The organism is Flagellimonas flava (genome assembly GCF_050617915.1).
Classification (GTDB): domain Bacteria; phylum Bacteroidota; class Bacteroidia; order Flavobacteriales; family Flavobacteriaceae; genus Flagellimonas; species Flagellimonas flava_A.
Window position 1 is genome coordinate 313,766 of the sequence record NZ_JBODQE010000005.1, and the last position, 14,718, is coordinate 328,483.

Consider the following 14,718-nt stretch of genomic DNA (forward strand, 5'->3'; position numbering starts at 1 on the left):
CTAACTAGGTTATTGTTGTGGGACTTTGGAAAAGAATATGTTTCCTATTATGTCACCATCAAATGCTATGCTTGATTTAGTGATTTTTGACCCTATGTTTTTTATCAATTGAATTTCGATGTTAGATGCCTTAATTGGATTAACATCTTCAGACACTTGTAATCGAGCAAAATACCATTTTCCAGGGTCGGGTAAAATATGGCTTAATAAAATCTTGTTCATTGCAACTACAAGTTCAATATTGGAAAATTTGTCTTTAGGAGCTAATCTTATCCGCTTTTCTTGGGCATGGATTACGGCCATTTGTTCAATTTCACTTTCGCCGTAATCATATCTTTCTTTAACGTTCTCATCTGTTTCGGATAAACCCACAAGATACTTTTGTCCTTTATGCTTAAATTTAAAAATGCACGCTTGATCGGAAAAATCCAAGGAATGGTCCTCCTGCTCCAATACGAGCATCTTGAGTTGCTTGTTTGCAACTTTGTGGAAACTTAATTCCAGCATTTCAAGTGGTTCATATTCTTGCTTAAGCACCTCCACAAGTCTCGTGTAAATATCGGTTCCGTGAACGTAATCTCTGTCGCCTTTAAATTTAAAATTGAGGTTCATTTTCTTCAAATTAAGATTTTTTCTATTTCCTCAGCCACCTTTTCAACCCCCTTTGGGTTTATCAGTCCTCTTAGATGGTCAAGTCTTGAATAAAATTCAGTGGTTCCCAAAACCAATTCTTTTTCCAATAGTTCAAATTTTTCAGTGGATAATGGTTCATCATAGTTTGATATGGTTAACCCATAGTGCTGGTCATTGAGAAATTTTGCAATTGGTTTTTCCCGGGGAGAACTCGAAAGCAGAATTGTGCGCAATCCCAATAAAATGGATTCCCAATATACCATTCCAGGAGAACACACGGCAATTGCACATGACTGCATTATCTCCTTCATTCTATTTGTATTGTAATGAACGCTCACATTTCCAACACCAGAGCACATCTCCATTATATCATCTAACTGCGGGTTCAGTGGACCGACCACAACATGGAAGTTAATGTGTTCCAGTTCTGTCTTGGTCAAAATAAATTTCATTAACTGAAAGGTGTAATTACATGGGTCCGCACCGCCAAAAGCAATCAATACATCTCCGTTAGTTTTTGTTTTTTTCCTTACCTCTTCATCCCTGTATTCGAGTTTGTATATAAAGTATTCCGGTCCAAATAGTGCTCTTGTCTCTTTTGAAGTATCATAGTTCTGGGATAGGGAGAGTATGTTTTGGTTTAGAATTAGATGGGAAACATACTTAAAATTGGGATTCACCGTAATGATCATCAATTTCGTTCCCGTTTGGATTACGGCATTCTGAAAATCGAGTTCGTAAAATTCGGTTAAGTCGCTATCCACTATTAGCAAATTACTCCTTTGCCTGCCTGATTGTCCATTCAAGTATTCCGTAAATCCCTCTTTTAGAGTCGTATTTAGGGCAGTACCTGGATATTCTTTTTCAGCAAGGACTTGTTGTAATTTATCAGATAATGAGGTGTACAAAAAAGTTATTGCTAGTTGCCTTTTCCTAAGTTCATCTGCAATATTAAGACACCGCCAGAAATGACCGGATCCTATTTTGGAATTTCCATTACAGTAAACAAAGACATTCTTTTGCACTGTTATTTTTCTCTATCACCTATTTTTCTTGCTGGATTGCCCAGATATAAGCTATCTGGCAACGCATCTTTTATAAGTACCGCCCCTGTGCCTATTTTGCAGTTCTTTTCTACCCTTATATTGTCAGTAAGAGTAACACCTACGGCCAACCAACAATTATCCTCAATAACACAGGCTCCGCCAATAGTAACTCCAGAGGAAATGTAGCAGTTTTTCCCTATTTGAACACTATGTCCAATGTTAACATTGTTGGCAATCCTGGTTCCGGACCCAATGACAGTGTCCTCCAACATACCTTTCAAAATGCTGACATTGGATCCTATGGTTACATTGGATCCTATTTTCACCCCGCCCAGGTGCACAAATTTATGGTAGCTTCCTTCGTGCCATAAATCTCCCAGCCCAGGAAGACCTATCACCGTTCCAGACAAAATTGTGGAATGACTCCCAATCGTTGTTTGATTAAAAAGGGAGACATTGGGATAAACCTTGCAATCTTTACCCAAACCCACCTCCTTTTCAATGTATGCCATCCTAGAAATCTCCCCGTTCCCTTGGACCTCTTTTAAATCTTGCTCAAAGAAAGTGTCTACAAAAAAATCCTGGAGCAATTTTAAGAAGGTATATTTGGGCTTAGGAGAAAACACTATAGCGCCTGAGTTAAAATCTCCAACCAATGATTGAAGTTTTGAATCAGCAATGACTATTCCGGCATTAATTTCTTCAAGGTAAGCCTTATCGTGTCCGCTATAAAAAATAATTGAAGTATTATTTGCGGTTCGAAGCGATGCAATATTATCCGCTTCAAAAGTCTCGCTGCCATGAAATGGCAATTCAAAATAGCCAGGGGTAGTTGGTGGGATGCTAGTGTTCACCTATTTTTTCTTTCAGATAATCAAGAATATCATTAATCGACTTCATCTTATCAATATCATCATCCGGTATTTGAATCCCAAAGGTTTCTTCGATATTTAGATAAAAATCCAACATGTCCAATGAATCCACTCCTTGTTCCGTCAAACCGTTCTCATTGTCAAATTCCTCCACTTTCTCTCCCAGTGAAGAAGATTTTGATAACACCTTTTTTAGGTTCCCAGCTGTTAATTCCATATAGTTTATCTAATTTTTTCTTTTTAAAATAGAGCTTGACCAAGAAAGACCAACTCCAAAGCCGCAAATTAAAATAGTCCTCACTTCCTTGTTGGCCAATTGTTTTTCTATAATCAAGGGTATGGAGGATGATACCGTGTTCCCATATTCCATAGCATCAAAAATGACTTTTTCTTTAGGTAATCCAAGTTTTTTTGAAATTGTATCAACTATATACTTGCTTCCCTGATGAAAAACAAAGCTGTCTATGTCTTCGATCGTCATCTTATTTTTTTCCAACAATTGATTTACATCTTTTGGAACATATCTGGCAGCAAAGTTAAAAATACTTCGGCCATTCATATTCAAATATCCATTCATCGTATGAAGCCCCTCCCAATCCTTGCCAATTGAACCAAAATTGAATTGCCCAGCCAACAGTTCCGGCTCATCTGAAATGTAAGTTGCTGTTGCTGCATCTCCAAACAGTAAAGAAGTGTTTCTATCATTTGGGTCAAGGATTTTAGTATAAGGGTCTGAAGTAAGTAAGACCCCATGTTTCATGCCATTTCCCTTCATAAAATTCATGATGACGGACAAACCATAAACAAAGCCTGAACAACCCAGAGAGATATCAAAACACGCACAGGTCTCTGGTAACTCGAGTGCCTTATGAACCAAGGCTGAGGTGTGGGGAATATTTGAGTCCGGTGACTGGGTTACCAAAATTAGCGCCTCAACATTTTCTTTGTCTATTTCTATTTTGGATTCAAGGTTCCCAAATGCCTTGATGGCCAAATCTGAAGTGTCTTCTTCATTGGCTTTAACGGCGACACTCGAAATTCCTATTTTGTTGAGAATAAAGTCCTCGTTGGTATCCAATTCCTCCATTCTTTCAAAATTGGATATCCTCCCCGATGGGATATATACTCCTATTTCTTTTATTCCTAACATGCTTAGTTATTTTAAAATAAACCCTTAGCCAAACATCTGTTTGTACTTTAATTCCGCCAACAGCCAATCCTCATTATAATCTATATCCTGTACCTCCCTTTCGTCGATAATTATGGCGCCTTTGTTTTCACTTTTTAATCCTGATTCTACCTTCATCCAATAGAATTGTCCTGCATCATGATATGCCGCTTCCAAATCTTGGGATCTATGATTGAAAAACTCCGGATTCATAAAACTAATTCTATTATCCGAACTTATCCTAATCGCCCTTTGAATGGGATAACTAAATTTTGAAATTGGTCGCACAGAGTCAAAACTATTTTCAATAAGTACTTTTAATGCCAAGTCAATATTCTGAGCTTTTATCAAAGGTGCAGTGGGTAAAATACAACATGCATACGTATACTTGTCCTTATATGGTTGTAACACTTCCTCCATTACGTCGGCCAGCGTCGCAAAATCATCAGAATTTTTGTCTGATCTCATAAAAGGGACAGTTGCCCCATGTTTTTTTGCTATGTCCCCAATCTCATTGCTGTCTGTTGATACTATTACTTCGTCAAAAAGATTGCTGTCCAATGCAGCTTTAATTGAGTAAGCAATGATTGGCTTTCCCAAAAAGTCCTTAATATTTTTCTTAGGAATCCTTTTGCTTCCTCCCCTAGCAGGAATAATTGCCAAGTTACCCATGATGATGCTCTAAAACCTTATTTATCACAAACATCTGCTCTTCATGCTCCAGTGTTGGATACATTGGCAGGCTAATACATCTCTTATAATATGCTTCGGCACTTTTTAGGTCAGCTTCACCATATCCTATTTTCTTGTAATAAGGCAACTTATGTATTGGGATGTAATGTATTTGGGCAAAGATGTTATGTGCTCTTAAATGCTCATATAGTTCCAATCTATTCTCAACCTCAATAACGAATAAGTGATGGGCATTGTAAAATCCCTCAGGTAAATCTTGGTACTTTATTATGTCCCTAAAGGCTTGTTGATACTTCTGAGAAATTAGATTGCGTTTCTTTACCCCTTCATGATTTTTGGACAACTGCGTTATCCCTAGGGCACATTGTACATCGGTTAATCTATAATTGTAGCCCAACTCCTGCATTTCATAATACCATCCTCCATGGTTTTCCTCCATGTTTTGCTTAGTAATACCATGTGTTCTTAATAACTGCAGTTTTTGGTACAATTCTTCATTATTGGTGGTAATCATGCCTCCTTCACCACAGGCAATGTGCTTGACCGGATGGAATGAAAACACACTTAGGTCTGCATAATTTCCATTCCCACATAACTGTTTCTTGCCCGTTGAATCAACAAAATAACCTCCAGGGGCATGACATGCATCTTCAATTAGCCACAGCCCATATTCGTCAGCAAGCTTACGAAATTGCTCCAAGTCTACTGGGAGTCCCGCAAAGTCGACAGGTATGATTCCATTAAAGTACCCCTTTGGTTTACTTTCTATCAGTTCTTTCGTCTTCTGATAGGAAAGAAGATACGTGTTCGGGTCAATATCAGCAAACCAGACTTCACCCCCAACATATCGAATGCAATTTGCCGTAGCCGCAAACGTAATTGGTGTGGTAATTACGCGATCATGCTTCTTTGTTCCCAAAGCCGCAACTGAAAGGTGTAGCCCTGCAGTTGCATTACTGACAGCCACCGCATATTTGGCGCCAACATAGTCTGCAAAACTTTTTTCAAATTCTTGGATTTTAGGGCCCTGCGTTAAAAAATCAGAAGTTAATGCTCCAACAACTGCGGCTATGTCCTGTTCGTCAATATGCTGACGGCCATAAGGGATTATTTTATACTTCATTTACTTTAAAACTTGAATCCACATGTTCAGCGATGAGGTTTCTAAGACTGTCCACGGTTTCCCATTCTTCGTTCTCCCCTGAATTGTATTTAAATCCATTGGGAACTTTTTTTGCGCTAAAGGTTTTGATAAAGTCGTCCAACTTCCATGAATGGGTAACGGGTAGTATTGCATAGTATTTTCCTAGGTCATAAGTATAAAAAGAGTCCGATACGGTTATCATCTCTTCATGTACTTTTTCTCCCGGCCGTATGCCAACTATAGGTTTTTCACATTCGGGGCCTATGGCTTCCGCCACATCCATTATTTTGTAAGACGGTATTTTTGGAACAAAAAGCTCTCCTCCCCAAGCATGTTCCAATGCATGCATAACCATATCGACGCCTCCTTGTAGTGAAATATTAAAGCGTGTCATTTTTGGGTCGGTTATAGGAAGCTTTCCATCTTGCTTGCTTTTCTTTATAAAAAAAGGGATTACAGATCCATTGGATCCCATCACGTTTCCGTAGCGAACAACTGAAAACCGTATGGGGTTGCTCCCTTTAATGTTATTGGCGGCTACAAACAATTTATCAGACGTAAGTTTTGTTGCCCCATACAAATTAATCGGGGCACAGGCTTTGTCCGTTGAAAGTGCAACTACCCGCTCCACATTTGTTTCAAAACAGGCATCCACAACATTTTGTGCTCCGCCAATGTTTGTTTTGATGCACTCCTCTGGATTATATTCTGCCAAATGCACATGTTTCATCGCTGCAGCATGAATTACATAATCCACACCTTTAAAGGCTCTTATCAATCTATCCTTATCGCGGACATCGCCAATAAAGTATCGTATCTGAGGATATTTATCAACAGGATATTCCTGAGCCATCTGAAATTGCTTTTGCTCATCTCGTGAGAAAATAATCAATCTCCTTATTTCAGGGTGGTTTGATAAAATATCCTTAGTCAATGCCTTGCCCAAAGATCCCGTACCCCCTGTAATTAATAGTGATTTACCCTCAAAAGTCATAGTCTAATTACTTGATTTCTAATTATTTATATTGTTTTAAAAAAGTGTTCAAGCGCAAAATCGCCAATATGAAAAATACCATCCCTAATAATATCAGCGGCAACAAAACTTTATAACTTTTTAAAAGCCCTTTCTGTTTTACTCCCCGAGTTGGGAAATCGGAAATAACATTTAAAATCTCCGATTTATTTGCCCTTTCACGGTTAAGCTCAACCAGTCTTTCTTTTAACACCTCCCGTTCCTGTACTAAAGCAAGTTCCTTATTTTGGGACTCTCCATTTTCTGCCAAGTTAATATTTGTGCCCTGCATGGGTTTGTCAGCTCCCTTGATTAAAACTGTTCTATAAAGGCTTTGAAGCGAATCTATTTCAGTTAATTGCTTCTGGTAAATTCTTTCTTGCAAATCCAAATTTTCATCATTGATCTTCTTTTGGAGTTTGAAATAGTCATTGACGGAAATGGATCCAATAATAGCGGGTTGCAGCTTTTTTGCTACCTTATTGTCATAACTAACTACAGATATCTGATGAAACCTTGCATCAAGGGAATTGAAATTCTTTAGATAATTTTCAAAATCTATGGTCTTTATCGTTGTGGTATCCAAATTTTTGATAAAGCCATCAAAAAGTTCAATTTTTTGATTTTCATCAGAGTAGGAGTCAACAAAAATCTGCTTGATACTACTTGCTTCATGCTCCGTTATATTAAGTGCAGTTGCCAAAGTGGTAGAATCTTGGGCTTTGGCCAAATCATTGTAAAAATCAATATTGTTGTACAGTTGCTGAACACTATTGAAATTAGGTTCCACTACCATCTTGGAGACATACTTTTCTGGTAAGCTTTTGTCCAGAAAATAACCGGCAACTCCTCCAACTAGCACCGCAGCCGATAGCACAATAAAGTTCTTTTGAACAAAAAGGAGTAAAAGAATCACCAAATGGAAAATTCCTTTAAAGATGCTCCCAATAAAATTGAAAAAACGCTCAAAGGCCCTTCCGACCATTTGGAATAACTGGCCCAAGTCTATTTCTTCCGAACTACTGTTGTTATTTGGTTGTTCTGCCATTTTATGAATTGAATATTTGTTTTAAAATCCGATCTGTAATCAAATACGTTGGTTTTACGCCGGTGGTTCCTAGTCCGCCTGATGCCAAGGTACTACCTGTTTCCAATGGATTATCCGAGGCGTAGTACGCATAACGCACTTTTACATCCTTTTTAATGCTTTTCCGAATCTTGGAAGCCGATTGAATGGCCTTTTGATAATGCACCCCCTCCATCTCCAGGCCGATCACGTTCCAGGTAGATTCATGAAAAAACTTGAGGATGTCCTTGTTCTGCAAGGACGTACCCAAAACGGTTACCATTGCTCCTTCCAAAACCAGTAGGTCATGCCCTTCAAAGTCTTCCTTGCACAATTCGTTTTCAAAAGGATAATTGTCCGCAGATCCTTCAAAAATATGGGCCGAAGGAATCATCAAATCTCCCTTGCCTCCTTCCAAAATCCCAGCTTTGCCCATAACGGAAATGGAATCCACATTCAAAAATTGCTTCTTTCCCTTATACTCTATTGGCTTTAATAACTCGTCTATGGTCTCATACGCCTGTTCACCAAATGCGTAATCCATTACAAAGATAACAGGTTTGTCTGCCTCAGATATTCCATCTGGAAAGTCATAACAACAAGCGTTAGCACCAAATTTGGCCGAATCAAAGATTTGAACATCGATGTTGGCTCCAGATTCGTCATCCAAAAACAGCATCCCATTCTTTTGGGCCACTTGTTGCACTTTTTTTCTCAACTCTTTGTTTTTAGATGAGCTCAAAGCTTCATAAATGTCCAAGGATTTTGTTTCTGGCAATTCCTTGGACAAAGTTTTCTTCGCGAATAAGGAATTCATTACACTGTGCATATTAGCACTGATAATGTGGAGGGGGCGCCCTAACAAACCGTTTTTAATCAGCGTTTGTTTAATCATGTCTGCCCAGCGTTCCCCATGAATATGATGCCCCAATCTTTCCCGTAAAAGCGGGCTAAAAGTGATGGTCCGCTTTAAGCCTGTTGTTTCCTCTTCAATGGCCAGCTTGCCAAGCCAATAGATTACATCCAAAAAGCGATCTGGATTTTCCTTTGTTCTAAGTTTATCCTGAATCTCAACCACTTCCTCAAAAGTCCTGCCTAGAATGTTGGCAGCATGAATCATGGCGATTTCCCGTTCAGCACCACTCTTTTCTTCACTAGTGATAAATTCTGAAAGTTTATCCCAGTCCCTAATGGTTTCGGTTTGGTCCACCAATACCCGTTTGCAGATCTTTCCCGATTCAATGTACAGAAACGTAAGGTGCGTAAGAATATCATAGATATCGCTTCGACCACGAGTAATCTCAATATTCATTTGCTCCTCGTCTATACGATAGCAATTCCTTCTCCTTTTAGGCGGAATAATAGCAGATAAATGTGATTTGGAAAACCCCTCGTCCGAAGTAAGATTGATAAATCGGCATTCCTCTATGCCTTCCGGCAATCGTTCCAAAACATAAATAAGTCCGTTCAGTTCCGCCTTATCCTCCGCTACAGAACCATATATCTCAGGCCTTAACAACAGAAGGGCGGTCCTAAGCGCATTGCCCGATACTCCCGATGGTTTATAAAACCCGCGGTTCAGTAAATGGCGCATGGTAATATAAAGTCGCTCTATGGCATTAGTGGATTCCTGTGCGCGAGTCGCCTGTTTCACTTTGGTGGTCATCATAATTTAGCGACAAAAATACATGAATTCCTACGAAAGATGTGCCTAAATGCGAAATCTAATAGGAATAAGCTATATGCCAGTAGAATGCTTGAAAACAAACCCTAAAAATGCATTCTGGATTACAGCCCTTTTTTTGTTGGTTAAACTACCATTCCGGCAGCCACCGTTTCATTGGTGTTCTCATCAATTAAAACAAAACTTCCCGTGGTTCGGTTCTCCCGATATGAATCGATCAGCAATGGTTTTGTGGTCCTTATTCTAACCTTGCAGATATCGTTCATTCCCAATTCAACATCGTCCGGCTTTCTATTGAGCGTATTTATGTCAATCTTATAAACAACCTCTTTGATCATGGCTGTCTGCTCATTGGAGGTATGTCGGATCGTGTATTTTGCTCTTGGTTTGGCAGGGTCATTGTGCAACCAACAAAGCATGGCTTCCACATCTTGACTAGGTTCTGGTTTGTTGTTGGAGCGTGCAATCATATCGCCTCGGCCTATGTCAATATCATCCTCTAGTGTGATGGAAACTGACATAGGGGCAAAAGCTTCTTCCAATTCCCCATTATTGGTGTCAATAGATTTTATTTTTGAAGTAAACCCCGATGGTAGGACGGTCACTTCGTCCCCTTTCCTGAACACGCCACTTGCAACCCTGCCAGCGTACCCTCGATAATCACGGTATTCCTCACTTTGTGGTCTCAAAACGGTTTGCACGGGGAATCTGGCGTCCACTTTATTGATATCGCTGCTGATGTGCATGGTCTCAAGGGTATGTAGCAAAGGTGCTCCTTGATACCAGTCCATATGTTCCGATCTGTTGACCACATTATCCCCCAGCAAAGCACTTATTGGAATAAAACGAACGTCTCTAACCAATAATTTGGATGAAAACTCCTCGACCTGGCCAATTACGTTGTTGTAGGCTTCCTCTTTGAAGTCAACCAAGTCCATTTTATTTATACACACAATTATATGTGGAATTTGTAACAAGGAGGCAATGAACGCATGTCGTTTGGTTTGTTCAATTACCCCATGTCTGGCATCTACCAGAATAATTGCGGCATTGGCCGTAGAGGCTCCTGTTACCATATTTCTGGTATACTGAATATGGCCTGGTGTATCTGCGATGATAAATTTCCGTCTTGGGGTGGTAAAGTAGCGGTAGGCCACATCGATGGTGATACCTTGTTCCCGTTCGTCCCGCAACCCATCCGTAAAAAGTGCTAGGTCAACACCTTCATGTCCTTTTTGTTTGCTTGTGTTTTCAATGGCTTCCAATTGATCCTCAAAAATGGACTTGGAATCGTAAAGGAGTCGCCCAATTAAGGTACTCTTTCCATCATCTACACTTCCAGCAGTGGTAAATCGTAATAACTGATTGTTGTCTAACATCTGTCTGTTTATCTAAAAATAACCTTGCTTTTTTCTATCCTCCATGGCAGTTTCCGAACGTTTGTCGTCACTTCTGTTACCCCTTTCCGTTTTCCGCATAGCGGCCACTTCTTGGGCAATTTTTTCCACAGTATCCGCATCCGATTCAATACCCCCCGTAATAGTTATGTCACCTAGGGTTCTGAATCTAATTCTTTTGGTTTCAATTTTTTCGTCCTCCTCCAACTTTAAAAATTCGGAATTTGGGATCCAGGAATCATTCCTCCATACCACTTCCCTTTCGTGGGCGAAGTACAGGGATGGGATTTCAATATTTTCCCGGTTGATGTAGTTCCAAACATCCATTTCCGTCCAATTGCTAATTGGAAATGCCCTAAAGTGCTCCCCTTCAAAGTGCTTTCCGTTGAAAAGGTTCCATAATTCGGGCCTTTGGTTTTTAGGGTCCCACTGACCAAAATCATCGCGGTGCGAAAAGAAGCGCTCCTTGGCCCTGGCCTTTTCCTCATCCCTTCGACCTCCACCAATTGCACAATCTACCTTGTTGGTTTCTATAGCATCCAAAAGGGTGGTAATCTGAAGTGCGTTCCGCGTGGCGTTTTTTCCTTTTTCCTCGGCAACCCTTCCAGTATCAATGGATTCTTGAACCGAACCCACAATTAACCTAACCCCCAAATCGCTTATAAGGTCGTCCCTGAATTTTATGGTCTCAGGGAAATTATGGCCAGTGTCAACATGCATTAGAGCAAAGGGGATTTTGCTAGGATGAAACGCTTTTTTCGCCAAATGGGTCACGACAATTGAGTCCTTCCCGCCCGAAAATAAAATCACTGGATTTTGGAATTGCGCCCATACCTCACGAAGTACAAATATAGCCTCGGATTCCAGTTCATCCAGATAGTTCAAATAGTATTTGCTCATGTTACTTAATTTCTAATTTTTCACGAATAGCCCTATAGTTGATTTCGATGCTATTCGATTACCTTTTGCTTTACCTTTTTATTTGGTTTCCAAATCTTTGGGGAGCATTCGGAAAGATTCTGCCAACCACAAGTCAAAATTAATTCCTCTTAGGTTATTATCAACCTTTAATCTGTATGTTTTAATGCCCGAATTGAATATAATGTGTTATAAAATCAAGTTTTAAGATTACAGCATCTTTAACTTGAGCAGTGCTGTCTTTTGCTTACTTGAAGTGTCAAGGGTAACCTCATGAATTCTACAAGAGGAAAGGTTTCAAGCCTTCTGCAACCTTGCGGTCGTTGGATAGACGTTGCACCTTATTTTGTCCGCCCAATTTTCCGATGGTCTTCATATATTCTTGGAATCCCCCGGCTTGCACTTTGGAAATTTTTAGCGGTTGAAGAATATTTCCAGCGATCAAATCCAAATAATAACTGTTTTGGCCCTTCATACTTTCTTCCAAATGGGAAATGAAGGTTGGCACATCCGAAGGTTGCTTTTCAAATTCTATAAGCCATTCGTGATAGGGGAGTTCTCCGGTGGGTGGGGAGGTCTGGGGCGCCACAGTAAACTCATTGACTATGGCATCTGACTTTGAAATGGCGGTTTGAATGGCTTGCTCCACTTCTTTGGCAATGACATGCTCCCCAAAAGCAGAAATGAAATGTTTGATTCGCCCAGATACCACAACTCTATAGGGTTTGGCAGAAACAAACCGAATGGTATCCCCTAGATTATACGCCCACAGCCCGGCATTGGTAGATATGATCATGGCGTAATCCACCCCAACTTCCACATCCTTAATGGTTATTCGTTTGGGGTTTTCGTCAAAAAATTCGTCCGCCTTGATAAATTCATAGAAAATGCCCGCATCGAGCAATAAGAGCATTCCCTCCTCTTTCTGGGAGTCTTGATAAGCAAAAAACCCTTCACTTGCAGGGAACAATTCAATGCTGTCCACCTTTTTGCCCATCAATTCCTCAAATTTGGCCCTGTAGGGTTCGTAATTCACTCCTCCATAAATGAACAATTGAAAATTTTTGAAAAGCTCCCCGACTTTCCTGCCTGATTTAGCATTCAACTTTTCAAAATACATCTGGACCCAGGATGGAATACCGGCTATAACCGTCATATTTTCATTTTCGGTCTCCTCTATAATTTTGTCCACTTTGGTTTCCCAATCCTCAATACAGTTGGTCTGCCAGCTTGGAAGTCTGTTTTTCTGTAAATAGTTGGGAACGTAATGGGCCGATATTCCCGAAAGCCGTCCCAATTTTATACCACCTTTATCCTCCAATTCCGGGCTTCCCTGTAAAAAAATCATACGGCCATCAACGAAATCAGCGTTCCCTGTTTCATGGATGTAGTTTAGAATTGCATTTCTGGAGGCCTCAACCTGATTTTTAATGGATTCCCTGGTAATGGGTATGTATTTGGCTCCTGAAGTAGTTCCCGAGGTTTTTGCAAAGTAAACCGGCTTTTCGGGCCATAGCACATCATTTTCTCCATCAATAATTCTATGAACGTAGTCCTTGAGCTCCTCATAGTCCCGTACAGGTACCTGTCTAGTAAAATCCGAATGCGATTTAATCCTATCAAAGCCATGATCTAAGCCAAACTGGGTGTTTTTGGCCCTTGAAATAAGATTTTGAAATAGCCGATCCTGAACTTGGACAGGGTTGCGTGACCATGCCTTTGTTTTTTTGGCTATTCTTTTGGCAAAAAGTTTTGCTGCAAATGACTTTAGGGACATTTATTTGAAGTCGATATAATTTAATGGATTTACGGGCTTGCCCTTTTTCCAGAGTTCAAAATGGAGGTGGGGTCCCGTGGTCAATTCGCCGGTATTTCCAATAGAAGCAATCACTTCCCCAGCTCTGACCAAGTCTCCCTGTGATTTGCTCAAGGAGCCATTGTGTTTGTACACCGAGGTCAAATCATCCTGGTGTTTAACAATGATCACATAGCCCGTCTCTGCCGTCCATTCGGAAAAAAGTACCGTTCCATCCGCTATGGACTTAACCGGAGTGTCCTTGGGCGCCACAACATCCACCGCATAATGCTTGTTGTTGGGATCAAAGTTTTGCGATATCGTTCCGCTTAGTGGTGCAAACAGCAAGGCGCCTACATTTTCGATGTTCCGTTCAAAAAGATTGTACTTGTCTTCCAAGTCCACCTCTTCCCGAAGCAGTAGATCCTCCCGAATTGGGGTTAAATCCACCGTTGAAGGATCTAATTTGTACTTTTCAAAAAGCGAATCCCTGTTGACCTCATTGTTTTCCACGTCTCCTCTCAGCACCAAACGGACATTGTCCAAATACCTATTGGTATAATTCAGCACGGTGACCAAGGAATCCGTTTTATAGGTAAGCTCCGTAGCCTGTCTTTTTAAACGAGTTGAAGAATAGCCAGGGATATACTCCCTAAGAGGTGTAAAGGCAATGATCAAGGTGGTCAGCCCGATAAGGACAATGATAAAAAGAGTTCCTGTAACAAAAACATTGAGTCTGCTCAGTTTAAATGAGATCTTCTCCTCAAAAGTGCTCTCGTTCAAAATCACCAAGCGATACTTGTGCAGAAGCTTTTGCTTGATTTCTTTTCTTTTCTTCTTGTCTTTTGCCATGATGGACAAAGATAGCCTTAGATTTTTATATAGATGTTAAGCTTTTATAAAACCCCTTCTGTGGCAACTATTTGTTCCAGAAACAGCTGGAACTGCTAATTTTCGTTAATCACCTAGAGCCTTACAGTTCTTTTTACTAATTTTACCGTTCATTTAAAGGCATTGCGATTATGATTGCTCAAACTTTTTTTCTTGGTATGCTAGGCCCATGGCAAATTGTACTTATTGTAGTAGTTGTTCTTTTGCTGTTTGGAGGCAAAAAAATTCCAGAACTCATGCGAGGTTTGGGAAGCGGCATTAAAGAATTCAAAGATGCTTCCAAAGAAGACGAAAAGCTGGAAAGCGGCAAGGAACCCGAAGCTTAAATCCATTTTTTTGGGCAGATTTTTCTTACTCACAAATTCCCAGTATTTATAGGGGATTGTCGATGAAAAACAA

General features: G+C 40.2%; 15 protein-coding genes. 1 reads left to right on the plus strand and 14 read right to left on the minus strand.

The features are described 5' to 3' along the window. Positions 1-9: 9 nt before the first annotated feature. From ACRHOZ_RS14760 to ACRHOZ_RS14825, 14 genes are all read right to left on the minus strand, one after another. On the minus strand, positions 10-612 hold the full coding sequence (locus tag ACRHOZ_RS14760; RefSeq protein WP_431126939.1) for a hypothetical protein: 603 nt from the start codon (positions 610-612) through the stop codon (positions 10-12). Between the two features lie 5 nt (positions 613-617). After that, a complete protein-coding gene (locus ACRHOZ_RS14765) occupies positions 618-1,658 on the minus strand; it encodes a hypothetical protein (protein WP_431126940.1) in 1,041 nt (346 codons plus the stop codon). 2 nt (positions 1,659-1,660) lie between these two features. Next, on the minus strand, positions 1,661-2,533 hold the full coding sequence (locus ACRHOZ_RS14770) for a hypothetical protein (protein ID WP_431126942.1): 873 nt from the start codon (positions 2,531-2,533) through the stop codon (positions 1,661-1,663). After that, positions 2,523-2,768 (minus strand): acyl carrier protein, encoded by a 246-nt coding sequence (locus ACRHOZ_RS14775; RefSeq protein ID WP_420401441.1) that lies wholly within the window; start codon positions 2,766-2,768, stop codon positions 2,523-2,525. Before ACRHOZ_RS14775 ends, ACRHOZ_RS14770 begins: the two co-directional genes overlap by 11 nt. 9 nt (positions 2,769-2,777) lie before the next feature. Further along, on the minus strand, positions 2,778-3,701 hold the full coding sequence (locus tag ACRHOZ_RS14780; protein WP_431126945.1) for a ketoacyl-ACP synthase III: 924 nt from the start codon (positions 3,699-3,701) through the stop codon (positions 2,778-2,780). A gap of 24 nt (positions 3,702-3,725) precedes the next feature. Then, positions 3,726-4,391: a pseudaminic acid cytidylyltransferase gene (gene pseF / locus ACRHOZ_RS14785; RefSeq protein ID WP_431126947.1), complete on the minus strand. Its 666-nt coding sequence runs from the start codon at positions 4,389-4,391 to the stop codon at positions 3,726-3,728. Next, positions 4,384-5,535, minus strand: a complete 1,152-nt coding sequence (gene pseC / locus ACRHOZ_RS14790; RefSeq protein ID WP_431126949.1) for a UDP-4-amino-4,6-dideoxy-N-acetyl-beta-L-altrosamine transaminase — start codon at positions 5,533-5,535, stop codon at positions 4,384-4,386. The genes pseF and pseC overlap by 8 nt, the downstream gene beginning before the upstream one ends. Further along, positions 5,525-6,550, minus strand: a complete 1,026-nt coding sequence (gene pseB, locus ACRHOZ_RS14795) for a UDP-N-acetylglucosamine 4,6-dehydratase (inverting) (protein ID WP_431126951.1) — start codon at positions 6,548-6,550, stop codon at positions 5,525-5,527. The genes pseC and pseB overlap by 11 nt, the downstream gene beginning before the upstream one ends. A gap of 22 nt (positions 6,551-6,572) precedes the next feature. Next, positions 6,573-7,616, minus strand: coding sequence for a hypothetical protein (locus tag ACRHOZ_RS14800; RefSeq protein WP_431126953.1), 1,044 nt, complete (start codon positions 7,614-7,616; stop codon positions 6,573-6,575). A gap of 1 nt (position 7,617) precedes the next feature. Continuing rightward, entirely contained in the window at positions 7,618-9,303 is a 1,686-nt protein-coding gene (locus ACRHOZ_RS14805; protein ID WP_431126955.1) for a DUF6909 family protein, read from the minus strand. 140 nt (positions 9,304-9,443) lie between these two features. After that, entirely contained in the window at positions 9,444-10,697 is a 1,254-nt protein-coding gene (locus ACRHOZ_RS14810; protein ID WP_420401434.1) for a sulfate adenylyltransferase subunit 1, read from the minus strand. Between the two features lie 12 nt (positions 10,698-10,709). Next, the gene (gene cysD / locus ACRHOZ_RS14815) at positions 10,710-11,615 is read right to left on the minus strand and encodes a sulfate adenylyltransferase subunit CysD (RefSeq protein WP_431126958.1); all 906 of its coding nucleotides are present in this window, start codon (positions 11,613-11,615) and stop codon (positions 10,710-10,712) included. A gap of 298 nt (positions 11,616-11,913) precedes the next feature. Then, the gene (locus ACRHOZ_RS14820) at positions 11,914-13,410 is read right to left on the minus strand and encodes a GH3 auxin-responsive promoter family protein (RefSeq protein WP_431126960.1); all 1,497 of its coding nucleotides are present in this window, start codon (positions 13,408-13,410) and stop codon (positions 11,914-11,916) included. Next, entirely contained in the window at positions 13,411-14,280 is an 870-nt protein-coding gene (locus tag ACRHOZ_RS14825; RefSeq protein ID WP_431126962.1) for a M23 family metallopeptidase, read from the minus strand. Between the two features lie 170 nt (positions 14,281-14,450). Here ACRHOZ_RS14825 and tatA point away from each other — a divergent pair, with 170 nt between their 5' ends. Beyond that, positions 14,451-14,645 carry a twin-arginine translocase TatA/TatE family subunit gene (tatA, locus tag ACRHOZ_RS14830; protein WP_138836833.1) on the plus strand — a complete coding sequence of 65 codons (195 nt, stop codon included), beginning with the start codon at positions 14,451-14,453 and terminating at the stop codon, positions 14,643-14,645. Positions 14,646-14,718 lie beyond the last annotated feature (73 nt).

Excerpts from the sequence above, each read along its gene's own strand:
- ACRHOZ_RS14760 (WP_431126939.1), bottom strand. The coding sequence starts at position 612 with ATGAACCTCAATTTTAAATTTAAAGGCGACAGAGATTACGTTCACGGA.
- ACRHOZ_RS14775 (WP_420401441.1), bottom strand. The coding sequence starts at position 2,768 with ATGGAATTAACAGCTGGGAACCTAAAAAAGGTGTTATCAAAATCTTCT.
- ACRHOZ_RS14780 (WP_431126945.1), bottom strand. The coding sequence starts at position 3,701 with ATGTTAGGAATAAAAGAAATAGGAGTATATATCCCATCGGGGAGGATA.
- pseF (WP_431126947.1), bottom strand. The coding sequence starts at position 4,391 with ATGGGTAACTTGGCAATTATTCCTGCTAGGGGAGGAAGCAAAAGGATT.
- pseC (WP_431126949.1), bottom strand. The coding sequence starts at position 5,535 with ATGAAGTATAAAATAATCCCTTATGGCCGTCAGCATATTGACGAACAG.
- pseB (WP_431126951.1), bottom strand. The coding sequence starts at position 6,550 with ATGACTTTTGAGGGTAAATCACTATTAATTACAGGGGGTACGGGATCT.
- ACRHOZ_RS14800 (WP_431126953.1), bottom strand. The coding sequence starts at position 7,616 with ATGGCAGAACAACCAAATAACAACAGTAGTTCGGAAGAAATAGACTTG.
- ACRHOZ_RS14805 (WP_431126955.1), bottom strand. The coding sequence starts at position 9,303 with ATGATGACCACCAAAGTGAAACAGGCGACTCGCGCACAGGAATCCACT.
- ACRHOZ_RS14810 (WP_420401434.1), bottom strand. The coding sequence starts at position 10,697 with ATGTTAGACAACAATCAGTTATTACGATTTACCACTGCTGGAAGTGTA.
- cysD (WP_431126958.1), bottom strand. The coding sequence starts at position 11,615 with ATGAGCAAATACTATTTGAACTATCTGGATGAACTGGAATCCGAGGCT.
- ACRHOZ_RS14820 (WP_431126960.1), bottom strand. The coding sequence starts at position 13,410 with ATGTCCCTAAAGTCATTTGCAGCAAAACTTTTTGCCAAAAGAATAGCC.
- ACRHOZ_RS14825 (WP_431126962.1), bottom strand. The coding sequence starts at position 14,280 with ATGGCAAAAGACAAGAAGAAAAGAAAAGAAATCAAGCAAAAGCTTCTG.
- tatA (WP_138836833.1), top strand. The coding sequence starts at position 14,451 with ATGATTGCTCAAACTTTTTTTCTTGGTATGCTAGGCCCATGGCAAATT.